20 protein-coding genes and 1 pseudogene are annotated in these 22,304 nt (G+C 69.5%); 16 read left to right on the top strand and 5 right to left on the bottom strand.

Features of this window, described 5'->3' with window-relative positions; genetic code table 11:
- Positions 1 to 19 precede the first annotated feature (19 nt).
- Positions 20 to 115: pseudogene (locus tag BLV24_RS04045) on the top strand (IS5/IS1182 family transposase); the annotation flags it as partial.
- Positions 116 to 1,302: 1,187 nt separating this feature from the next.
- Here the strand turns inward: BLV24_RS04045 and BLV24_RS04040 are convergent.
- Positions 1,303 to 3,879 carry a methyl-accepting chemotaxis protein gene (locus BLV24_RS04040; protein ID WP_176954609.1) on the bottom strand — a complete coding sequence of 859 codons (2,577 nt, stop codon included), beginning with the start codon at positions 3,877 to 3,879 and terminating at the stop codon, positions 1,303 to 1,305.
- A gap of 430 nt (positions 3,880 to 4,309) precedes the next feature.
- On the opposite strand from BLV24_RS04040, the gene BLV24_RS04035 reads away from it, so the two are divergent.
- Both BLV24_RS04035 and BLV24_RS04030 read left to right on the top strand, forming a co-directional pair.
- Complete coding sequence (locus BLV24_RS04035; RefSeq protein WP_425426080.1) at positions 4,310 to 5,866, top strand: 2-isopropylmalate synthase; 1,557 nt, start codon at positions 4,310 to 4,312, stop codon at positions 5,864 to 5,866.
- A 167-nt stretch (positions 5,867 to 6,033) separates the two neighbouring features.
- Entirely contained in the window at positions 6,034 to 6,606 is a 573-nt protein-coding gene (locus BLV24_RS04030) for a GNAT family N-acetyltransferase (protein ID WP_092679819.1), read from the top strand.
- Positions 6,607 to 6,747: 141 nt separating this feature from the next.
- Here BLV24_RS04030 and dksA read toward each other — a convergent pair whose 3' ends face one another.
- Positions 6,748 to 7,170 (bottom strand): RNA polymerase-binding protein DksA, encoded by a 423-nt coding sequence (gene dksA, locus BLV24_RS04025; protein ID WP_092679818.1) that lies wholly within the window; start codon positions 7,168 to 7,170, stop codon positions 6,748 to 6,750.
- A gap of 425 nt (positions 7,171 to 7,595) precedes the next feature.
- On the opposite strand from dksA, the gene BLV24_RS04020 reads away from it, so the two are divergent.
- The 5 genes from BLV24_RS04020 (at position 7,596) to BLV24_RS04005 (ending at position 11,408) form a co-directional block, all read left to right on the top strand.
- The gene (locus tag BLV24_RS04020) at positions 7,596 to 8,435 is read left to right on the top strand and encodes an AAA family ATPase (RefSeq protein ID WP_092679817.1); all 840 of its coding nucleotides are present in this window, start codon (positions 7,596 to 7,598) and stop codon (positions 8,433 to 8,435) included.
- Between the two features lie 166 nt (positions 8,436 to 8,601).
- Positions 8,602 to 9,042, top strand: a complete 441-nt coding sequence (locus BLV24_RS04015; RefSeq protein WP_092679816.1) for a GNAT family N-acetyltransferase — start codon at positions 8,602 to 8,604, stop codon at positions 9,040 to 9,042.
- Positions 9,039 to 9,209 carry a hypothetical protein gene (locus BLV24_RS21875; RefSeq protein WP_176954608.1) on the top strand — a complete coding sequence of 57 codons (171 nt, stop codon included), beginning with the start codon at positions 9,039 to 9,041 and terminating at the stop codon, positions 9,207 to 9,209. The genes BLV24_RS04015 and BLV24_RS21875 overlap by 4 nt, the downstream gene beginning before the upstream one ends.
- A 139-nt stretch (positions 9,210 to 9,348) precedes the next feature.
- Entirely contained in the window at positions 9,349 to 10,536 is a 1,188-nt protein-coding gene (locus tag BLV24_RS04010; RefSeq protein WP_092679815.1) for a vWA domain-containing protein, read from the top strand.
- A gap of 170 nt (positions 10,537 to 10,706) precedes the next feature.
- A complete protein-coding gene (locus BLV24_RS04005; protein ID WP_092679814.1) occupies positions 10,707 to 11,408 on the top strand; it encodes a M48 family metalloprotease in 702 nt (233 codons plus the stop codon).
- 15 nt (positions 11,409 to 11,423) lie between these two features.
- Here the strand turns inward: BLV24_RS04005 and BLV24_RS04000 are convergent, their stop codons facing one another.
- Complete coding sequence (locus tag BLV24_RS04000; RefSeq protein WP_176954607.1) at positions 11,424 to 12,032, bottom strand: RSP_2648 family PIN domain-containing protein; 609 nt, start codon at positions 12,030 to 12,032, stop codon at positions 11,424 to 11,426.
- Positions 12,029 to 13,276, bottom strand: coding sequence for an RSP_2647 family RNA methyltransferase (locus BLV24_RS03995; RefSeq protein WP_092679812.1), 1,248 nt, complete (start codon positions 13,274 to 13,276; stop codon positions 12,029 to 12,031). Before BLV24_RS03995 ends, BLV24_RS04000 begins: the two co-directional genes overlap by 4 nt.
- Before the next feature lie 337 nt (positions 13,277 to 13,613).
- Between BLV24_RS03995 and mazG the strand changes: the two genes are divergently transcribed.
- The 8 genes from mazG (at position 13,614) to BLV24_RS03955 (ending at position 21,352) form a co-directional block, all read left to right on the top strand.
- Positions 13,614 to 14,504: a nucleoside triphosphate pyrophosphohydrolase gene (mazG, locus tag BLV24_RS03990; RefSeq protein WP_092679811.1), complete on the top strand. Its 891-nt coding sequence runs from the start codon at positions 13,614 to 13,616 to the stop codon at positions 14,502 to 14,504.
- A gap of 200 nt (positions 14,505 to 14,704) precedes the next feature.
- Positions 14,705 to 15,145, top strand: a complete 441-nt coding sequence (locus tag BLV24_RS03985) for a Fur family transcriptional regulator (RefSeq protein ID WP_092679810.1) — start codon at positions 14,705 to 14,707, stop codon at positions 15,143 to 15,145.
- An 88-nt stretch (positions 15,146 to 15,233) separates the two neighbouring features.
- The gene (gene eno / locus BLV24_RS03980; protein ID WP_092679809.1) at positions 15,234 to 16,508 is read left to right on the top strand and encodes a phosphopyruvate hydratase; all 1,275 of its coding nucleotides are present in this window, start codon (positions 15,234 to 15,236) and stop codon (positions 16,506 to 16,508) included.
- A gap of 205 nt (positions 16,509 to 16,713) precedes the next feature.
- The gene (locus BLV24_RS03975) at positions 16,714 to 16,965 is read left to right on the top strand and encodes a hypothetical protein (protein WP_092679808.1); all 252 of its coding nucleotides are present in this window, start codon (positions 16,714 to 16,716) and stop codon (positions 16,963 to 16,965) included.
- A gap of 120 nt (positions 16,966 to 17,085) precedes the next feature.
- The gene (locus BLV24_RS03970) at positions 17,086 to 17,388 is read left to right on the top strand and encodes an FtsB family cell division protein (RefSeq protein WP_092680262.1); all 303 of its coding nucleotides are present in this window, start codon (positions 17,086 to 17,088) and stop codon (positions 17,386 to 17,388) included.
- 244 nt (positions 17,389 to 17,632) lie between these two features.
- The gene (gene pdhA, locus BLV24_RS03965) at positions 17,633 to 18,619 is read left to right on the top strand and encodes a pyruvate dehydrogenase (acetyl-transferring) E1 component subunit alpha (RefSeq protein WP_092679807.1); all 987 of its coding nucleotides are present in this window, start codon (positions 17,633 to 17,635) and stop codon (positions 18,617 to 18,619) included.
- An 11-nt stretch (positions 18,620 to 18,630) separates the two neighbouring features.
- A complete protein-coding gene (locus tag BLV24_RS03960) occupies positions 18,631 to 20,013 on the top strand; it encodes a pyruvate dehydrogenase complex E1 component subunit beta (RefSeq protein ID WP_092679806.1) in 1,383 nt (460 codons plus the stop codon).
- Between the two features lie 13 nt (positions 20,014 to 20,026).
- Entirely contained in the window at positions 20,027 to 21,352 is a 1,326-nt protein-coding gene (locus tag BLV24_RS03955) for a pyruvate dehydrogenase complex dihydrolipoamide acetyltransferase (protein ID WP_092679805.1), read from the top strand.
- A 99-nt stretch (positions 21,353 to 21,451) separates the two neighbouring features.
- On the opposite strand, the gene cysE is transcribed toward BLV24_RS03955, so the two are convergent.
- Positions 21,452 to 22,255, bottom strand: a complete 804-nt coding sequence (gene cysE, locus BLV24_RS03950) for a serine O-acetyltransferase (protein ID WP_092679804.1) — start codon at positions 22,253 to 22,255, stop codon at positions 21,452 to 21,454.
- Between the last annotated feature and the right edge of the window lie 49 nt (positions 22,256 to 22,304).

Here is a 22,304-nt window from a genome sequence, read left to right as displayed (position 1 = left end):
GCGATCACAGCCTCCGCCGCCTCACAATCCGCGAGGCGTGCCACGGGTGGACGACCGGCGGGTGATCCGCGGCATCCTGCGGCGCGTTCGGGCCGGAACGCCGTGGCGGGACGCCCGAAGGGCGGGCCCTCCGTCTGAAGCCGAAACCCGACCGGGCCGGCGACGCGCCGATGGGAACCGCGTTTGTCGCCCGCCTGCAGCGCGACACGACCCTGATCGCGGATCGGGCCTGCGCCGCCAACCCGATCCGCACCGCACGATCCGTAAGGGCGCCTTCAGCTTCAGCCCACGGGTCAATCGCCAGCGGAGCCTCGTGAAGCGGCTTTTTCAACCGTTTCGAACGATTTCGAGGCCTCGCCACGCTCCTGACCGTAGTGGGAAAACTATCCCGCTGCTCCCGAGATCGCTGCAATCCGCATCTGAATTGCGAACATATGCGTCCGCGCTCCGGGCCTCGTGCGGATGATCTTCAGCCTCTCCTTCGCCCCGGCGGCGGGAGATGCGTCCACCTGCGCTGCATCCCGAAACAAGCGCCTCGCGACCGTTCCGCTTCTGTGCGAGCGGGCGAGGCCTGGCGGGTTATGGCCGAGACGACCTCAAGGCGCTGTCAGAGCGGCGAAAGGGCAGACGCGCGTCACGCCCCTGGCGACCGGGACTGGCGAACATCCGCCTTCGCTATCGCAGGCACCGAACGCGCGGCAGGTCGATGGTCGCCGAGGGATCAACGCGCCCCGCTGGCCGCTTGCGCACGCAATTCGGACACGACATCCCGGCCGAGGCCCTTGCGTTCGGGTAACGTTCGCCCGGGAGCGGAAGGGGCGCGAAACGTCAGCATCGCGCGGGATCACAGAACAGGTCCGAGACCTCGCCAAACGGGGCGCCCGCGGGCCCGGCGATTGTTTCGCCGCGCTTGAGGCCCCATCCAAGCCGACGCCTTGGCGATGGCGGCGCTCAGCGAAGCGATTGAAACAGATCGGGTCCTCCGGGGCTTTGTGACCCGGCAAGCAGGAGCCATGACCGGGAGACCATCGAGATACGCGCCCGAAAGGTGAGCGTCAGCCGAACGGATGGATGGGGCTCGCCCTTCGCAGGAGGCCGGGCGCGCATCCATCGCGGCGCCCCCGTGAATACGCCATACCGAACCTGCGGCGCATCTCGACCCTTCCCCCAAGGCCGAGCAGCGCAATCAAGTAGAGAGCGCGGCCGCCACCGTGACAGGCTCCCCGCGCGAAACGGCCGCCGCCGAATGTCCCCGGCGGGCGCAACGGCGCGGTTTGCAATGATCCGAGCCCCTGATCTGGGTCAGGCCGCGCTTCGGGACCCGTCTTCGCGGCGGGCGGCGTCATGGGTGCGGAACATGGCGGTGAGGCGGTCGAGCTCTTCGGATTCGGAGGCCAGGGCGCGGGCGGAGCGGGCGGAGCTGTCGGCCAGCGCCGCGTTGCGCTGGGTGTTCTCGTCCATCTGGGTCACGGCCTGGTTGATCTCTTCGACCCCGGAGGCCTGCTCCCGGCTCGCCATGTCGATGCGCCCGACACGCTCCGAGATCCGGCGCATGGCCTCCGCCATTTCCGAAAGCGCGTTGCCGGTGCGCTCCACCAGGCCGACCCCGGTATCCACGCGTTCCGAGCTTTCGGTGATCAGGCCGCGGATGTCGTCGGCGGCCTCCCGCGAACGGCGGGCCAGCGCCCCGACCTCGGACGCCACCACGGCGAAGCCCTTGCCGGCGTCGCCGGCGCGCGCCGCCTCCACCGCCGCGTTCAGGGCCAGCAGGTTGGTCTGGGTGGCGATCGAGGCGATCACGTCCACGATCTCGGTCATCCGACGGGAACTGTCGGAGAGGCGGCTCATCGCCGAGACCGCTTCGTCCACCACCACCCGGCCGCTGTCGGCGCGTCCGTCGGCCTCATTGGCGTCGGCGCGGGCCTCGGAGGCGGAGTCGGCGTTGGCTTTCACCGAACCGGTCATCTCCTCCATCAGCGCGGCGGTCTCCTCCAGCGCCGCGGCCTGGCTCTCCGCCCGTTCGGCGAGCGCGCCGGCGCCCGAGGCGATTTCGTCGGAGGCGGCCCGCACCCGGCCGCCGGCCGACTTGATGTCGGTGATCAGGCCGTTGAGGCGATCGACGGTGACGTTCACGCCCTCCGCCAGCGTGCCCAGCGCGCCGCCGTAGGCGCCTTCGACCCGCCGGGTGAGGTCGCCCTCCGCCAGCGCGCGCACGGCGCGGTCGACGTCCTCGGAAAAGGTCGCGACGATATCGCAGATGCGGTTCATGCCGGTGGCGACGTCGCGCAGGAAGGGGTCGTCCACCTGCGAGTCCAGGCGCTTGGCGAAGTCGCCGTCGCCGGCGGCGGCGAGCACTTCGCGCAGCTGCGTCTCCAGCCGCCGGGTCTGGGTGACATCGTCCCAGACGATGGCATAGCCGATGCGGCGGTTGTTGGAGTCGATGATCGGCGCCGCGGTCAGGTCGAAAATCCGCTCATCGAAGCCGATGGTCGCGCGATGCTGGCCGTCCAGCGCCTCCAGCATGTTGCGGATGCGGGGTTTGTCCTTGTGGAAGATGTCGATGTTCTTGCCGCTGATGTCGCTGACATCGGCGCCCAGGGACCTGAAATACTCGCTCGACGCGTCGACCAGCTTCTGGAAGGCCGGGTTGGCGTAGGTGATGTAGAAGCGGCTGTTGCAGACCACGATGGGGCCCGACGACACGTCGAGCGCCGACGTGATCCGGTGGGCGCGGTCGGCGGTGTAGCTCATTTCCCGGGCGCTGCGGGCCAGCGCGCCGACTTCGTCCTTGCGATCGAACGTGCGGTCGTCGATCCCGAGATCCCGGCCCTCGGCGATCCGGGCGAAGGCCGCCGAGATCGCGGCCAGCGGCCGGACAAGGCCGATGGCCGACATGTAGGCCAGCCCGGACGAGATCAGCAGCGCCAGCGTGACCGCCACGCTCACGACCAGCAGCCCGGTTCGCGCCCTGTCGCCGGACCGGGCCGCGACCGACTGCAGGAGTTCGGCCAGCTCGGCCTCAAGCCCCCTCAGCAGGTTGATCTTGGCGGTGATCGCGTCGAACCATTGCCCGCCCGTCACGCCGTTCATGAAACCCAGGCGCACGCCGTCGGACGCCACCTGGCGCATGCGCTGCACCTCCAGCGCCACGGGGCTTGCGAGCAGGCGATCAAGCGCGGCGACGGATTCGGCCGGCGCGACCGCCCGGAATTCGTCGAGATAGACGTCCTGCCGCACGGCGAGACTTTCGAACCGCGCGTAGACATCCGGCGCGAAGGCGCCCTTGCCGAACCCGTTGGCGCCCATCGCCCGTTCCAGCCCCGCACGCTCCTTCGCGTTGATCAGCGCGGTCATCGCGGCCAGCAGGGCGTCGCCCTCGCTGAAGGTCATCGCCGAGCGCAGGGTGGGGGCGATGTTGATCAACTCCCCTATCTGCGTCGTGTACCAGCCCGCCATGTCGCCGAGCGGAATGCGCAGCTCGTCCACCGCGTCGCGCTTCGCCTCAAGCTCCGCCGAGATGGCCAGAGCCTCCTCCGCCTGTTCGATCACCGGCTCCAGCCCGGCGACGCGATAGGCGGCCAGCCGCCCTGCGAAACGTTCGGCGGCGGCGTCGGTCTGCTGGCGCTGACCTTGCACGCGTTCCCTGAAATCGGCGTCGCCGCCCGAGCCCAGATAGCCGGCCGAGGCCCCGCGTTCCTTCTGAAGCTCATGCACCAGGGCGGAGGCTTCGCGCACCAGCGCCACGCCGTCCTCCGCCACCGTGGCGGCGCGGCTCTGGAGCCAGGCATGCCTGACTTCGAGACCCGCGAAGAACATGAGCACCAGGGAAGGAATGCCGACCGCGATCAGGAATCGGGTCGCGATGGTCAGTCTGGGCATGGACGTCGATCCTCGCAGGAAGGTCATTTCAGCCTGAAGATCGCGGGAAGATGGCCCGGCGTCCTTTCCAAGACGTCAACGAAGCCGCGATTCGCGCCGTCCGACGCCGCGGATTCGGGGGAAATCCGGGCCTTTCGGGCGAAATCCGCCCGGAAGACCCCGACGCGCTTTCCCCTTTCCTTCCGCCCTGCCCTGCGTATAGTGCGCGCCATGGTCACGGACGCCTGCACCCCTGCCGCCGCTTCACAGCGGTTCGAGCTCGGCCTCGCGCTTCTCCTTACACGCCCCTGAGCGTGCCGGGACGTCGGCGCGCGCGCTCAGGGGACACGAGACGCGCCGCGCGACATCCGGACAAAGCCAAGGACCATTCCCAATGACGACCCATGACACCGGCGCCTCCGCGCCCGCTTCCGCCCCTCATGCCGGCCCCATCACCGACGAGATCAAGGCCGCGCCCGACCGCGTGCTGATCTTCGACACCACCCTGCGCGACGGCGAGCAATCGCCTGGCGCCACCATGAGCCTCGACGAGAAGCTGCGCATCGCCCGCCACCTGGACGAGATGGGCGTGGACATCATCGAGGCCGGCTTCCCCATCGCCTCCGAGGGCGATTTCGAGGCGGTTTCGGCGATCTCCGGCGTGGTGGAGAATTCGGTGGTCTGCGGCCTGGCCCGCACCGGCGCCGCCGACCTGGAGCGCGCGGGCAAGGCGCTGGAGAAGGCCCGCCGGAGCCGCATCCACACCTTCATCGCCACCTCGCCGCTGCACATGGAGCGCAAGCTGCAGCTCGAGCCCGAGCAGGTGCTGGAGAAGATCGAGTTCGCCGTGCGCCGCGCGCGCGAGTTCACCGACGACGTGCAGTGGTCGCCCGAGGACGCCACCCGCTCCGACCACGATTTCCTGGTGCAGGCGGTGCAGCTGGCGGTCGACAGCGGCGCCAACACCATCAACATCCCCGACACCGTGGGCTACACCGCCCCGGAGGAAAGCGCGGCGATCATCCGGATGCTGAAGCAGCGGGTGACGGGGATCGACGACGTGGTGATCTCCACTCATTGCCACAACGATCTGGGCATGGCGGTGGCCAACGCGCTGGCCGCGGTTTCGGCCGGCGCGCGGCAGGTGGAGTGCACCATCAACGGCCTGGGCGAGCGGGCGGGCAACGCCGCCCTGGAGGAGATCGTCATGGCGATGCGCGTGCGCCACGACATCATGCCCTGGTCGAACCGCATCGACGCCACCAAGATCATGGCCGCCAGCCGCATGGTCAGCCAGATCACCGGCTTCCCGGTGCAGTACAACAAGGCCGTGGTCGGCAAGAACGCCTTCGCGCATGAATCCGGCATCCACCAGGACGGGATGCTGAAGGACAAGTCGACCTACGAGATCATGCTGCCCGAGATGGTCGGCCTGACCGAATCGAGCCTGGTGATGGGCAAGCATTCGGGCCGCGCCGCCTTCCGCGCCAAGCTGAAGGATCTGGGCCACGAGGTCGGCGACAACCAGCTCAACGACACCTTCGTGCGCTTCAAGGCCCTGGCCGACACCAAGAAGGAGGTCTACGACGAGGACATCCTGGCGCTGATGGCCGAGACCGGCGCCGACGGCGCGCCCGAGCGCTTCAAGGTCGTGTCGCTGGAAGTGGTCTGCGGGTCGGTCACCCCCTCCGCCAAGCTGGTGATGGAGGTCGACGGGACCGAGATCTCGGCCGAGGCTTCGGGCGACGGGCCGGTGGATTCGTGCTTCAACGCGGTCAAGAAACTGGTCCCCCACACCGCCGTGCTGCAGCTCTACCAGGTGAGCGCGGTGACCGAGGGCACCGACGCCCAGGCCACCGTCTCGGTGCGGCTGGAGGAGAACGGGCGCATCGCGACCGGCCGGTCTTCGCATACCGACACCATCCTGGCCTCGACCCGGGCCTATGTGCACGCGCTCAACCGCCTGCAGGTGCGCAGCCAGAAGGCGCATCCGACGGCGGCCGCATAAGAACCGCCCGTCCGGAAACGGGGGGGCGAAGGGACGGATCGCGGCGGGCGGGAGCTTTCGGGCGCCCGCCCGTTCACGTTTCGGGGCGGGGATCGGCGGCTCGCTTGACGGGGCGGCGGAAATGGCGCGGCATGACGCGACGACCCGCGTCATGCCCGGAGGCCCCGATGACCCGCGCCCCCCTGTCCGATCCCGGCGCAGGCTCCGCCGCCGAGCCCCGCCCTACCGGCCGCGTGGAGATCGCCGAGGCGACCTCCCCCGAGGACCTGGCCGCGATCCGCGCGCTCTGCCGCGCCTTCCGGACATGGCTGATGGTCCGCTATGTCGATCACCCGGACATCATCGAGGCCTATTACGCCGAGGATCGCTGGGAAGCGCTGCTCGACGACCTGCCCCGCCTGCACGCCGCCCCCGAGGGCGCGATCCTGCTGGCGCGGCTCGACGGGCGGCCGGCGGGCTGCGCCATGTTCGCCCCCCTGCCCGAGCCCGACGCCTGCGAGATGAAGCGCATGTATGTCGACGGGTTCGCCCGCGGAACCGGGGTCGCGGCGGGGCTGGTCGAGGCGCTCTGCGCGCTGGCCAAGGCGCGGGGGCGGACGGTGATGCGGCTCGACACCGGGCGCATCCAGGTGGAGGCGCAGGCGCTCTACGCCCGGCGGGGCTTCGTCGTCCGGGGGCCCTATTACGAGGCGCCGCCGTCGCTGGCGGATTTCCTGGTGTTCATGGAACGGCCGCTCTGACCCGCCTGCCATCCGGGGCGGGCGGCGTTCGGCCGAAACCGTCTCCCCATGATGCGAAAGGCCGGCCCCGATGGAGGCCGGCCCTTGTCGCGTCGTGGTCTCGGCCTCCGCCGCCCGGCCCGAGCGGGCCGGGGGTCGGGCTCAGTCGTCGCGATAGACCTTCTCGCGGCGCTCGTGCATTTCCTGGGCCGCAAGGCTCAGGGTCGCGATCGGGCGCGCGTCCAGCCGCTTGAGGCTGATCGGGTCGCCGGTCACTTCGCAATAGCCGTAGCTTCCGTCCTCGATCCGGCGCAGCGCCTGGTCGATCTTGGAGATCACCTTGCGCTGACGGTCGCGGGTGCGCAGCTCCAGCGCACGATCCGTCTCGGCCGACGCGCGGTCGGCGATATCGGGCACCGACTGACCGCTTTCCTGAAGACCCTCGAGCGTGGATTTGCTCTCGGCCAGGATGCTGTCACGCCATTCGACCAATTTTCTGCGGAAATATTCCTTTTGACGGGAGTTCATGAACGGTTCGTCTTCGGAAGGGAAGTACTCGACTTCCATAACGATTTCGGACTTCATCGCCAGGCACCTCGATGCTCGTCTGCCACCCCGCGGCACGGGGGATCAAGGGGAGCCGGCGGCCTCCAAGCAGGGTCCCGCTGCGGAGGGCCTGTGCGCCGCACTCCCGTCGCGCCGCCGCGGTGGATATAGCCGCAGGTGCGCATTAAGTCACGCGAAAGGTTCGTTAAGGGGCGCGGGCGAAGGCGCGAGGTGCGGAAAGCCCGTTTCCGCGGCGCCCTGACATGCGTTTTGCCGAATCGCGCGGCGCCACGGTTTCGGCACGGCGCTCCCGAGGCGCCCGCCCGCTGATATGGTCCGACGCTATCGCGGTCGCCCTTGCCCATACGCGGCCGTATGTGCCACCAATCTCCCAAGCGGCGCCCGTGAACCGGGCGCCTCCGAGGAAACGTTGCGGAAACGACGCGAAGGAGCGGGCGACGCCCATGAGATTCGAAGGCACGCGCGACTACGTCGCCACCGATGACCTCAAGATCGCGGTGAACGCCGCCATCACCCTCGAGCGGCCTCTGCTGGTAAAGGGCGAGCCCGGCACCGGCAAGACCGAGCTGGCCCGCCAGGTGGCCACGGCGCTCGATCTGCCGATCATCGAGTGGAACGTGAAGTCCACCACCAAGGCCCAGCAGGGGCTCTATGAATACGACGCGGTCTCCCGCCTGCGGGACAGCCAGCTCGGCGACGAGCGGGTGCGCGACGTGCGCAACTACATCAAGAAGGGCAAGCTCTGGGAGGCGTTCGACGCCGAACAGAAGGTCGTGCTGCTGATCGACGAGATCGACAAGGCGGACATCGAATTCCCCAACGACCTCCTGCAGGAGCTCGACCGGATGGAATTCTATGTCTACGAGACCGGCGAGCTGGTGCGCGCCAAGATCCGTCCGATCGTGCTGATCACCTCGAACAACGAGAAGGAGCTGCCCGACGCCTTCCTGCGCCGCTGCTTCTTCCACTACATCCAGTTCCCCGACAACGAGACCATGACCGAGATCGTCAAGGTCCACTTCCCGGACGTGAAGCAGAACCTGCTGCGCGCGGCGCTGACCCAGTTCTACGACATCCGCGACACGCCGGGGCTGAAGAAGAAGCCCTCGACCTCCGAGGTGCTGGACTGGCTGAAGCTGCTGATGTCGGACGATCTGGACGCGTCCGACCTGCGCGCCAACCCCACCGACGCCCTGCCCCGCCTGCATGGCGCGCTGCTCAAGAACGAGCAGGACGTGCACCTTTTCGAGCGGCTGGCCTTCATGGCGCGGCGCGAACGCTGAGGCGCGCGGGTCCCGCACGGGGCCCGCCTTCGCCGACCTGCGAAAGCCCCGGACGCCGTCCGGGGCTTTTTCGCGAGCGCCCGCCGCCGCCCGCGCCGCGTCCCGGCCGGCCCCCTGCGCGCTCCCGCCTCTTGCGGCGGCGGCGCGGGCGGGGCAGAACCGCCCCATGACCCTGATGATCCGCCCCCTGGAAGCGAGCGACGAGGCCGAATGGCGTCGTCTGTGGACCGGCTACCTGGAGTTCTACGAGACCTCCGTGGCCGAAGAGGTCTATGCGACCAGTTTCGCGCGCATGCTGTCGCCCGAGCATCCCGACCAGCACGGCCTGATCGCGCTGCGCGACGGCAAGCCGGTCGGGCTGGTGCATTACATCTTCCATCGCCACAACTGGCGGGTGGAGGACGTGGTCTACCTGCAGGATCTTTACGTCGATCCCGAGATTCGCGGGACCGGGGCCGGACGGGCGCTGATCGAGGCGGTCTACGCCGCCGGCGACGCGGCGGGATGCGCTTCGGTCTACTGGATGACGCAGGAATTCAACCACACGGCGCGGATCCTCTATGACCGCATCGCGACCCTGACCCCCTTCATCAAGTACCAGCGATGATCCTGATCCTGATTTTCGCCGCCGGCTTCGTCTATGGCTGGGTCAAGGCGAAGCGCGCCGGCGGGCGCGCCGTCGACCGTCTGCGCTACGGCATCATCCATGGGCTGGCCCCGACGCTGGCGGTCTACGCCATCGCCTCGCTGGGCGACTGGCAGGGCTTTTTCTGAGCCGACCGCCGGGGCGACGCGCCGCGGACCGGGCGCGTCTCCGGGCCGCGCGATCCGCCTGCTGAATTTTCGCTCCGAAGGCGTCCCGACGTCGCTTTCCGGCTCGACGCCCCGCCCGCCTCCGCGTTAGTGTCGGGCCATGTTCGTAGATCTCTTTCTGGGCCTCCGCGAGGCCAAGGTGCCGGTCAGCCTGCGTGAGTATCTCACGCTGCTCGAAGCCATGGACAAACGTCTGGTCCAGTACGACGTGGAGGGGTTCTATTACCTCTCCCGCGCCGCGCTGGTGAAGGACGAGCGCAACATCGACAAGTTCGACCAGGTGTTCTCGACGGTCTTCAAGGGCCTCGAGGCGATCTCGGGCGCGCCGGAGGGGGCCGAGGCGGTCGACCTGCCCGAGGAATGGTTGCGCAAGCTCGCCGAAAAGCACCTCTCTCCGGAGGAGATGAAGGAGGTCGAGGCGCTCGGCGGCTTCGAGAAGCTGATGGAGACGCTGCGCAAGCGCCTGGAGGAGCAGGAGAAGCGCCACCAGGGCGGGTCCAAGTGGATCGGCACCGCGGGCACCTCCCCCTTCGGCGCCTATGGCTACAACCCCGAGGGCGTGCGCATCGGCCAGAAGGAATCGCGCAACCGCCGCGCGGTGAAGGTCTGGGACCGGCGCGAGTTCCGCGACTTCGACGACAATGTCGAACTGGGCACCCGCAACATCAAGCTGGCGCTGAAGCGGCTGCGCCGCTGGGCGCGGGACGGGGCGGACGAGGAGCTGGATCTCGACAACACCATCCGCTCCACCGCCGAGCACGGCTATCTGGACGTGAAGACCCGGCCCGAGCGGCGCAATGCGGTTAAGGTGGTGCTGTTCCTTGATGTCGGCGGGTCGATGGACGACCATATCAAGGTGATGGAGGAGCTGTTCTCCGCCGCCAAGACCGAGCTGAAGAACATGGAGCACTACTACTTCCACAACTGCCTCTATGAAGGCGTGTGGAAGGAGAACAAGCGGCGCTGGACCGATCAGCTGCCGACCGCCGAGGTGCTCAACAAGTTCCCCAAGGACTGGAAGTGCATCTTCGTCGGCGACGCCTCCATGTCGCCCTACGAGATCGCCTATCCCGGCGGCGCGTCGGAGCACTGGAACGAGGAGGCCGGCGAGGTCTGGCTGAAACGCGCCATCGACAAGTGGCCGTCCTGCACCTGGATCAACCCGGTGCCGGAGCGGCAGTGGAAATACACCCACTCTATCCAGATGATCCAGGAGATCTTCGGGGGCCGCATGCACCCGATGACGCTGGAAGGTCTGGGCGCCGCGATGAAGGAGCTGAGCCGCTGAGGCCAGCCCGCCGCGGCGGATCGTGCGGGCGGGATGTCGGGACGGACGCGCGGCCTGCGGCCGACGCCCCGCCCGCCATCCCACTCTTTTTCGCGCCTCCGGACGTTCGTCGCGCGTGATCGGGAGCGGGAATGGCTGGCGGCGGCCCTCCGGCTCCCTATCTGTAAGCGATGCTCAAACTGCTCCCCCTTCTCGCGCTGATCGCCTACGGGCTGGTGAGCTGGCGTTTCTCGGCCTGGCGGACCAAGCGTGAGCTCGATGCGCGCTCGGCCCCGCTGGACCGGCCGGAGCTGGAGGCCGCGGTGCGCCGGCTCGGCCGTGCGGTGGACCTGCCGGAGCTGCGGGCGCTGGTCTACGACATCCCGGTGTTCAACGGGCTGGCCTCGCCGGACGGGCGCGTCTTCGTGACCCGCGGCGTGCTGGACCAGCACGCCATGGGACGGGTCAGCGCCGACGAGGTCGCCTCGATCATCGCGCATGAGCTGGGGCATGTGGCGCTGGGGCATTCGCGGCGGCGGATGGTGGACTGGACCGGGCAGAACGCGGCGCGGGTGGTGTTGGGGGCGTTGCTGGGACGGCTGATCCCCTTCATCGGGCCGTGGATCGCGGTGATGCTGACGCAGCTGGTCTCGGCCCGGCTGAGCCGGCGCGACGAGTTCGAGGCGGACGCCTTCGCCGCGGCGCTGATGCGCAAGGCGGGGCTGGATACGGGCGCGCAGACCAGCCTGCTGGGGAAGCTGGAGAAGATGACCCCGCGCGGATCCGGCGGGTTCGCCTGGCTGATGAGCCATCCGCCCGCGAAGACCCGGGTCGCGGCGATCGAGCGGTTGCAGGCGGAATGGGATCGCGGCGGGCGTCCGCCGGCGGTCTGAGGCGCGGGATCGCGGTCAGCCGGCGTCGAGCGCGCCCTGGCGCAGCAGTTTCGCGAAACGCGGCAGGCCGGCGCGCTTGAGGGCGCGGACCGACTCTGCCCGGTCGGCCTGGAGCGCGGGGAAGGTCCGCAACGTGTTGGCGAGCGCGCGCGCCATGGCCTCGGGCGCCCGGCCGGCCAGTTCCCAGAGCAGCGCGTCCGGGTGAATCGGGGCGAGGCCGAGGTCGCGCAGCTTGGCGGCCGGGAAATCACGCAGATTGGCGGTGACCAGCAGGCTCGCCCCCGCCTTCAGCGCGGCGGCGAGCACGTGGCGGTCGTCCTCGTCGGGCAGAGAGAGCGCGTCGCAGGCCTCGCGGGTCGGGGCGGCCTCGCCCATCGGCCAGCGGCGCGCCATGAGCCCGACCTCGCGATGCACCGCCTCGGCGGCGAGGGGGCCGTGATCGCGGGCGGTGGCATGGGCCCATTCGGCGACCACGCCGGGGGACCAGGCGGGGTCGAGCAGCCCCTCCGCCGCCGCGGACAGGAGAAGCCCCCGGGTCAATGGCGGGAACAGCACGCAGGCGTCGAGGAAGGCGCGGGGGGCGTCCTCCGCCCCCTGCCCGTCTTCCCGCCCGCCGCCTGTCACGGAAGCCGCCAGGTCAGCGCCTTCAGGTAGGAGGTCTCGGGCAGCGCCGGCAGGCTCGGGTGATCCGGGCCGGGGCCGCCGGCGCGGATCTGCTGGGCGGCGCGACCGGCGGTGCGCAGGCCGTGGGCGCAGGCGCCGCGGAAGTTCTCCAGGTCCACGGCGTGGGAGCAGGAGCACAGCGTCAGGTAGCCCCCCGGCGCGGTGATCTTCGCCGCCAGCCGCGCGACCCGGCCATAGGCGCGCATGCCGTTCTGGAAGGCGGAGCGGTTGGGCGCGAAGGCCGGCGGATCGCAGACCACGACGTCGAAGGTCTCGCCGGCCTCGGCCAGCGCGGTCATGGTGTCGAAGGCGTCGCCGCGCCGGGTTTCGAACCGGTCGCCGAAGCCGGAGCGCGCGGCGCCCTCGGCGGCGAGCTTCAGGGCGGGCTCCGAGCCGTCGACGGCCAGCGCGGACGCGGCCCCGCCGGCGAGCGCGGCCAGCGAGAAGCCGCCCACATGCGAGAACACGTCGATCACCCGCGCGCCGGGGGCGAGGCGGGCGACGAAGGCGTGGTTGGGGCGCTGGTCGTAGTAGAGCCCGGTTTTCTGCCCGCCCATGAGGTCGGCGAGGTAGACGGCGCCGTTCATCGGCGTCTCCACCGGGCCGTCGAGGGCGCCGGCGAGCAGCCGGGTCTCGCCGCTCAGCCCTTCCTGCGCGCGGGCGCGCGAGCCGGCGTTAAGCACGACGGTGGAGACGCCGGCGACGCGGATCACGGCCTGCGCGATCTCCTCGGCGCGGGCGTCGGCCCAGGCGGCGTTGGGCTGGATCACGGCGGCGTCGCCGAAACGGTCGATGACCAGGCCGGGGAGGAAATCGGCCTCGGCATGGACCAGCCGGTAGAAGGGCTTGTCGAACAGCCGCTCGCGCAGGGCGAGGGCCTGGGCGATGCGGGATTCGAGCCATGCGGCGTCGATCTCGGCCCCGGGATCGACGTCGAGCAGGCGCGCGGAGATGGCGCTCTCGGCGTTGAAGGCGACGAGGCCCAGCGTCTGACGCTCGGGGTCCTGAAGCTCGACCACGGCGCCGGCCGGGATTTTCCGGGTGCGGCGGTCCATGACGATCTCGTCCTGGTAGACCCAGGGGGCGCCGGCGAGGAAGCGGCGCCCGGCCTTGGGCTTCAGGCGGATGACGGGGCGCGCGCCGGGATTCGCCTCGGGGGCGTCGGCGGAAGGGTCATCGGCGGGGAGGTCATCGGGATCTGTCATGCGCGCGGCTTACCCGGTTTCGGGCCGGGCGGGAAGCGGATACGCGAGGGAGCCGCGCGACCACCCGCGCGCCGGCGGCCATGATGCGCCCGCGCGGCGTTGCGACCGGGGCGCGGGTGGGCAGGTCTCCTCGCGGAGCCGCCCGCGCCCGCCGCCGCCGGCGCCAGGGTCCCGCCCCGCGCGGGCGCGCCTTATCCTCCCTTGTCCGGTTCGACGCGCGGCCCCGCTTCGGGGATTGATCCCGACCCCGCCGGGGCGCTAGGCCGGAAGCGTTCCCGCCCCGCCCCACCCCGCTCCGCCCCACCCCGCTCCGTCCCGCCCTTTCCCGGAGGACCCGATGTCCGCTCCCCTGCCCCGCGACGCCTCCGACGCGCTCGTCCACGACGCCTCCGCCGCGCTGCCGCGCCTGCTGGAGATCATGCGCCGCCTGCGCGCGCCCGACGGCTGCCCCTGGGACCTGGAGCAGGACTTCGCCTCCATCGCGCCCTACACGATCGAGGAGGCGCACGAGGTCGCCGACGCCATCGCACGCGGCGACATGGCCGACCTGCGCGACGAGCTGGGCGACCTGCTGCTGCAGGTGGTCTACCACGCCCAGATGGCGCAGGAGGCCGGCGCCTGGGATTTCGACGCGGTGGCGCGCGGGGCGGCCGACAAGATGGTGCGCCGGCATCCGCATGTATTCGGCGACCAGGCCGACGACCGCGACGCCGAAGGCCAGACCGTGGAATGGGAGAAAATCAAGGCCGCCGAACGCGCCGCGCGGGGGGAGCCGGCGGAGCCGGTCTCGGCGCTCGACGGCGTGGCGCTGGGCCTGCCGGCGATGACGCGGGCGCTGAAGCTGCAGAAACGCGCCGCGCGGGTCGGGTTCGACTGGCCGGAGGCGGGCGACGTGCTCGCCAAGCTGCGCGAGGAGGCCGAGGAGCTGGCCCAGGCCCGCGAGCGCCTGGACCGCGACGCGATGGAGGACGAGTTCGGCGACCTCGCCTTCGTCATGGTCAACCTGGGCCGCAAGCTGGGGCTCGACCCTGAAGCTGCGCTGCGCCGGACCAACGCCAAGTTCGAGCGCCGCTTCCGCGCGGTGGAGGCCGGGCTGGCCGCGGCCGGCAAGGCCCCCGCCGAGGCGACGCTGCAGGAGATGGACGCGCTGTGGGACGCGGCCAAAGCCGGGGAGAAGTCCACCGGAATGGCGACCGGGAACCCGACCGAACAGGCCGCGAAGGGCTGAACGGCCGCCCCCCGCCCCCGGTTCCGCCCGCGCCACGCCCCCGCGCCGCGCGGGCGCGCCGGGGCGACCCGCCGCACAGTCGACGCGCGGCCCCCTCCGCATTCCCCGCAGGGCAGGTCCGCGCCGCGACGTCCCCTCCCCTTTGACTTGGCCCGGGCATGGTCTATCACGGCCCCGTTGATCGGCGAGACGGACGGCCCATGCCCGATACCATTCTGGAGCGCTGCGAGGCCGCCGGCCTGCGCATGACCGGCCAGCGCCGCACCGTGGCGCGCGTGCTGGAGGCCGCCTCGGACCATCCCGACGTCGAGGAGCTGCATCGCCGCGCCGCGGACGAGGACGCGCGCATCAGCCTCGCCACGGTCTACCGCACCGTGAAGCTCTTCGAGGACGCCGGGATCGTCGAGAAAGTCGACTTCGGCGACGGCCGCGCCCGCTATGAAGACGCCGAGCGCGAGCATCATGACCATCTCATCGACCTGGCCACCGGCAAGGTCATCGAATTCGTCGACGAGGAGATCGAGGCCCTGCAACGCAAGGTCGCCGAACGCCTCGGCTACGAGCTGAAGGGGCATCGCATGGAGCTCTACGGCCGCCCGCTGCGCCGCGCCCCTTCCAAGAAAACCGACCCGGGCGGCTGACCCGCCGCCCTACCCGCCCCCCAAGGCCCCGCCGGGGCGCGCCGCATCCGGCGCGCGAGACCCCGGGGCCCGACAACGGAGACCGAGCATGAGCGCCATCGTCGACATCGCCGGACGCGAGATCCTGGACAGCCGCGGCAACCCCACCGTGGAAGTGGACGTGACCCTGGAGGACGGCTCCTTCGGCCGGGCCGCGGTGCCCTCGGGCGCCTCGACCGGCGCCCATGAGGCGGTGGAGCTGCGCGACGGCGGCGACCGCTACAAGGGCAAGGGCGTGCAGAAGGCGGTGGACGCGGTCAATGGCGAGATCTTCGAGGCCCTCGCCGGTTTCGACGCCACCGAGCAGATCACGCTGGACCGCGCGATGATCGAGCTGGACGGCACGGCCAACAAGGCCCGCCTCGGCGCCAACGCCATCCTGGGCGTGTCGCTCGCCGCCGCCAAGGCCGCGGCCGAATGCGTGGGCCTGCCGCTCTATCGCTATGTGGGCGGCACTTCGGCCCGCGTGCTGCCGGTGCCGATGATGAACATCATCAATGGCGGCGCTCATGCCGACAACCCGATCGACGTGCAGGAATTCATGATCATGCCCGTCGGCGCGAGCTCGCTGCGCGAGGCGGTGCGCATGGGCGCGGAGGTGTTCCACACCCTGAAGGCCGGGCTGAAGGCCGCCGGTCACAACACCAATGTGGGCGACGAGGGCGGCTTCGCGCCGAATATCGGCTCGACCCGCGAGGCGCTCGACTTCATCATGGCGTCGATCGAGAAGGCCGGCTTCAAGCCCGGCGATGACGTGCATATCGCGCTGGATGCGGCCTCGACCGAGTTCTTCGAGAACGGCAAGTACAACCTCGCCGGCGAGAACGCGGTGCTGACCTCCCAGCAGATGGCCGAGTATCTGGGCAAGCTGGTCGCCGACTACCCGATCATCTCGATCGAGGACGGCATGGGCGAGGACGACTGGGAAGGCTGGAAGGCGCTGACCGACCTGATCGGGGACAAGTGCCAGCTGGTCGGCGACGATCTCTTCGTCACCAACTCCCAGCGCCTGAAGACCGGCATCGACATGGGCGCGGCCAACTCGATCCTGGTGAAGGTCAACCAGATCGGCACGCTGACCGAGACCATCGAGGCGGTCGAGATGGCGCATCGCGCACGCTACACCTCGGTGATGTCGCATCGTTCGGGCGAGACCGAGGACGCGACCATCGCCGACCTCGCCGTCGCGCTGAACTGCGGTCAGATCAAGACCGGATCGCTGGCGCGCTCGGACCGGCTGGCCAAGTACAACCAGCTGATCCGCATCGAGGAGGAGTTGGGCGAAGCCGCCGAGTTCGCCGGCCGCGACATCCTGCGCGGCTGATCGCGCCCCCCCTGACCGCGCCGCGCCTCCCCTTTCGGGGCGGCGCGGCGCTTTGCGTTCGGGGAGGGGGCGCGGCGGGCGGCGATGGTTCAACCGCGGGCAGCGAGGCCTTGAGTCTGCATGTGATGTGAATCACCTATTCACGCATGCGCCACCCTGAATGGGCTAGAAGCGGGGACGTGCATCCACCCGGAGTCCCCCCGTCATGGTCGAGAAGAGCCTCCTGCGCCCACAGGCCCCCGCGGCCCGGGACGTCGATCCGCGCGCCTCTCTCGATCACCTGCGCATCTTCGCCGCCGGCGCCGCCGCGCGTGAGATCCGGCCGAAGCGCGCGTCGCAGCCGCTGCGCAGCCAGCGCCGGCTGAGCGGGCCCGGCGCGAGCAACCGGCTTCGACACGTCGCGCTGGTGCTGATGTGCATGGCGATAATGGTCTTCCTGCGTTCCACCATCGCCTGAGCTTCGCGCTTCAAATCCCCGCAAAATTGTGACAAACTAGCGCTAGAGGCGGTCAACCGTCCGACGATGAGCAGCGGCCGGCGCGCAAGACGCGGGCCTCCTATACGGGCGATGAACGACATGAGCGAGAACGGCGCGACGCGGCGAGCCATCGCCGCGGGATTCGGCTTCTTCGTTGTGGGCGCGACCTGCTATTTCGGCTACGCCGCCCTGCAGGGTGACACCGGGCTGGTCGAACAGCTGCGCCTGACCCGCGAGAAGGCCGAACTGGAAGCCCAGCTCGTCGGCATCCGCGCCGAGCGGCGGCGGATGGAGAATCTCACCCACCGGCTCTCGGACCGCTACCTGGATCTCGACCTGCTCGACGAGCGGACCCGCGCGGTGCTGGGCTACGCCCGCCCCGACGAGATCGTGATCCGCTGAGCCGAAGCGACCCCCCGCGCCGCCCGGTCGAGCCGCGCACGATTTTTTCCGCGGCGCGCAACCGGCGCGAAAGAGCTCTCCCAGGGGCCTGAACGCATTACGTGCGCGCACGAAACTTCCAGCGCCTCGACGCAAACCGCAATTCCCGGTCCGAGTTATTGCGTGCGCCCGGCTTTTCTTGACGGTAAGACGGCTGAGACGCCTGAACGACGCGCCCCTTGACGAAACGACGGGAGGACCTGGAATGGCCGCCACACGGCAACGCAAGCCGAATGCGTCAAAGGAGGAGCTGCTCGGTTATTATCGGGACATGCTGCTCATCCGACGCTTCGAGGAGAAAGCCGGCCAGCTTTACGGCATGGGCCTGATCGGCGGCTTCTGTCACCTCTATATCGGTCAGGAAGCCGTGGTCGTGGGCGTCGAGGCCGCCGCCAAGGAAGGCGACCAGCGCATCACCACCTATCGCGACCATGGCCACATGCTGGCCTGCGGCATGGACCCCGACGGGGTGATGGCCGAGCTGACCGGGCGCGAGGGCGGCTATTCCCGCGGCAAGGGCGGGTCGATGCACATGTTCTCGAAGGAGAAGGAATTCTACGGCGGCCACGGCATCGTCGGGGCCAATGTGCCGCTGGGCGCGGGGCTGGCCTTCGCCAACCAGTATCGCGGCAACGACAACGTCGCCTGCACCTATTTCGGCGACGGCGCCGCCAACCAGGGGCAGGTCTACGAGACCTTCAACATGGCGTCGCTGTGGAAGCTTCCGGTGATCTTCATCATCGAGAACAACCAGTACGCCATGGGCACCTCGCTCAAGCGCGGCTCGTCCACCCCGGCGCTCTACACCCGCGGCGAGGCCTTCGGGATCCCCGGCGAGGCGGTGGACGGCATGGACGTGCTGGCGGTTCGCGACGCGGCCAAGAAGGCGGTGGCGCATTGCCGGGAAGGCAAGGGCCCGTACATCCTGGAGATGAACACCTACCGCTACCGCGGGCATTCGATGTCGGACCCGGCCAAGTACCGGACCCGCGAGGAAGTGCAGAAGATGCGCGAGACCCGCGACCCCATCGAGCATGTCCGCGAGCTGCTGACCCTGGGCGGCGACGCCACGGATGAGGAGCTGAAGGCCATCGACAAGGAAGTGCGCGACCGGGTCAACAAGTCGGCCGAGTTCGCCCAGGCCAGTCCCGAGCCGGATCTTTCCGAGCTCTGGACCGACGTATACGCCTGAGGGGGGCCGACATGACCATCCAGATCCTGATGCCGGCGCTGTCCCCGACCATGGAGGAAGGGACGCTCGCCAAGTGGAACGTCAAGGAGGGGGACAAGGTCTCCTCCGGCGACGTGATCGCGGAGATCGAGACCGACAAGGCCACGATGGAGTTCGAGGCCGTCGACGAGGGCGTGATCGGGAAGATCCTGATCGAGGAAGGGACCGAAGGGGTGAAGGTCAACACCCCCATCGCCGTGCTGCTGGAGGAAGGCGAGAACGCCTCGGACGCGGAGAACGCCGCAGAGGCCGCCCCGAAGGCCGAGCCGAAGTCCGAAGCGGAGCCTGAGCCGAACTCCGCCCCCAAGGCGGCGGCGGAGCCCAAGGCGCCCGAGCCCGCGACGCTCGACCCCGACTGGCCGGCCGACGCGCCGATGAAGAAGATGACCGTGCGCGAGGCTCTGCGCTCGGCCATGGCCGAGGAGATGCGCGCCGATGGCGACGTCTTCGTGATGGGCGAGGAGGTGGCCGAGTACGAGGGCGCCTACAAGATCACGCAGGGCCTGCTGGACGAGTTCGGCGGCAAGCGGGTGATCGACACCCCGATCACCGAGCACGGCTTCGCCGGCCTTGCGGTCGGGGCGGCCTTCGCCGGTCTGCGCCCGGTCGTGGAGTTCATGACCTTCAACTTCGCCATGCAGGCGATCGACCAGATCATCAACTCGGCGGCCAAGACGCTCTACATGTCCGGCGGCCAGATGGGCTGCCCGATCGTGTTCCGCGGCCCCAACGGCGCCGCGGCCCGCGTCGGCGCCCAGCACAGCCAGGACTACGCGGCCTGGTACGCCCAGATCCCCGGCCTGAAAGTGGTGCAGCCCTATTCGGCGGCCGACGCCAAGGGCCTGCTGAAATCGGCGATCCGCGATCCCAACCCGGTGGTCTTCCTGGAAAACGAGATCATGTACGGCAAGTCCTTCGACGTGCCGGACATCGAGGACCTGACCATCCCCATCGGCAAGGCCCGGATCTGGCGGGAGGGCTCGGACGTGACCCTGGTCAGCTTCGGCATCGGCATGACCTACGCGCTGGAAGCCGCCGACAAGCTGGCCGAGGACGGGATCTCGGCGGAGGTCATCGACCTGCGCTCGATCCGCCCGATGGACACGGCGACGGTGGTCCGTTCGGTGATGAAGACCAACCGCTGCGTGACGGTGGAAGAGGGCTGGCCGGTCTGCTCGATCGGGTCGGAGATCTCCGCCGTGCTGATGCGCGAGGCGTTCGACTATCTCGACGCCCCGGTCCTGTCGTGCACCGGCAAGGACGTGCCGATGCCCTACGCCGCCAACCTGGAACGGCACGCCCTGGTCACCGCGCAAGAGGTGATCGAGGCGGCCAAGTCCGTCTGCTACCGCTGAGGAGGCCCGGACCATGGCGATCCAGATCCTGATGCCGGCCCTTTCTCCGACCATGGAGGAGGGCACGCTGGCCAAGTGGTGCGTCAAGGAAGGGGACAGCGTCTCCTCCGGCGACGTGATCGCGGAAATCGAGACCGACAAGGCCACGATGGAGTTCGAGGCCGTCGACGAGGGCGTGATCGGGAAGATCCTGATCGAGGAAGGGACCGAAGGCGTGAAGGTCAACACGCCCATCGCGGTGCTGCTGGAGGAAGGCGAAGACGCGTCCGCCGCCGACAGCGCCGGCGCCCCCGCTGCGCCCGCTCCGAAGGAAGAGCCGGCCCCCGAACCTGAAGCGAAGTCCGAGGCCCCTGCCCCGGCCCCCGCCTCTCCAGCTCCTGCTTCTCCGGCTCCCGCTGCGCCCAAGGATGCGGATGGCGACCGCATTTTCGCTTCACCGCTCGCCCGTCGCATCGCCGCGGACAAGGGACTGGATCTCGCGGCGATCAAGGGCTCGGGACCGCGGGGCCGCATCGTGAAAGCGGACGTGGAGGCGGCGAAGCCCGCCGCCGCCGCCCCCGCCGAAGCGCCTGCCGCCGCCCCCGCCGCGAAGGCCGCCGCCCCGGCGCCGGCCGACGCGGAAGCGGTGAAGAAGCTCTACGCCGACGTGGCCTTCGAGGAGGTCAAGCTGGACGGGATGCGCAGGACCATCGCCTTGCGGCTGGTGGAGGCCAAGCAGACCATCCCGCATTTCTACCTGCGTCGGGAGATCGAGCTGGACGCCCTGATGGCGTTCCGCGCCGAACTCAACGGGGCGCTGGCCTCGCGCGGTGTGAAGCTGTCGGTGAACGACTTCATAATCAAGGCCTGCGCGTTGGCCTTGCAGCAGGTGCCGGACTGCAATGCGGTCTGGGCGGGCGATCGGGTGCTGAAGTTCAAGGCCTCCGACGTGGCGGTCGCGGTGGCGATCGAAGGAGGGCTGTTCACGCCGGTCCTGCGCTCGGCCGACTCCAAGTCGCTCTCGGCTTTGTCCGCGGAGATGAAGGACCTCGCGGGCCGCGCCCGGGACCGCAAGCTCGCCCCTCATGAGTATCAGGGCGGCAGCTTCGCGATCTCCAATCTCGGGATGATGGGGATCGAGAACTTCGACGCGGTGATCAACCCGCCCCACGCCTCGATCCTTGCGGTCGGCGCCGGCCTGAAAAAGCCGGTCGTCGGCGCGGACGGAGAGCTGAAGGTGGCCACGGTGATGTCGGTCACGCTATCGGTCGATCACCGGGTGATCGACGGCGCGCTGGGCGCGGAGTTCCTCGCCGCCGTCAAGGACGCGCTGGAGAACCCGGTGGCCATGCTGGCCTGATCGCCGGAACCCGGCCCCGACCAGAGCCGGATCCCGAAACGAAAGAAACGCCGGCCCCCAGGGGCCGGCGTTTCACGTTTCAGGCGCGCGTCCGCAGGGTCACATGATCTGATCCATGCTCAGCGAAGGCTGGTCGCAGCCCGCATCGCCCACGACCTTGGCAGGCACCCCCGCCACGGTCTTGCAGGGCGGCACATCAGCGAGCACCACCGAACCTGCCGCGATCCGGCTGCAATGCCCGATGGAGATGTTGCCCAGGATCTTGGCGCCGGCCCCGATCAGCACCCCGTTGCCCACCTTCGGGTGGCGGTCGCCATCGGTCTTGCCGGTCCCGCCCAGGGTCACCGAATGAAGCATCGAGCAATTGTCGCCAACCACCGCCGTCTCGCCGATGACGATGGAATGCGCGTGGTCGATCATGATGCCCCGGCCGACCTTGGCTCCCGGATGGATATCCACCCCGAAAACCTCGGAAGCCCGCATCTGGATGAACCAGGCCGCTTCCCGTCGTCCCTGCTTCCACAACGCGCTCCCGACCCGGTAGGCCTGAACGGCGAGGAACCCTTTGAAGAACAGCAGCGGCTGGACATAGAGATGACAGGCGGGATCACGTTCGTAGACGGCGACGGCATCGGCGCGCGCGGCGGCGCCGATGCCTGTGTCCTCATTCATGATCTGTCGGGCGATGTCCTGCAGGATCAGCGCCGACATGTCGGCCGCGGCGAGCTTCTGGGCGATGCGATAGGACAACGCATCTTCGAAACTCTCATGATGCAGAACGGTGGCGTGGACGAGGCTGCCGATCAGCGGCTCCCGTTCCACCATGTCCCGGGCTTCGTCGCGGATGCGCGACCATACGGGGTCGAGCTTGGCGAGAGCCTGGTCCTTCGGGGCGACGGACATGTCGATCTCTCCCTAGGGTCGCGCAACGGCGCGCGTCTGAAAAAGATCG

The sequence above is a fragment of the Albimonas donghaensis genome (assembly GCF_900106695.1).
GTDB lineage: Bacteria > Pseudomonadota > Alphaproteobacteria > Rhodobacterales > Rhodobacteraceae > Albimonas > Albimonas donghaensis.
The sequence above is the reverse complement of the archived record's forward strand: the minus strand, read 5'-3'. Positions and strand labels throughout refer to the sequence as shown.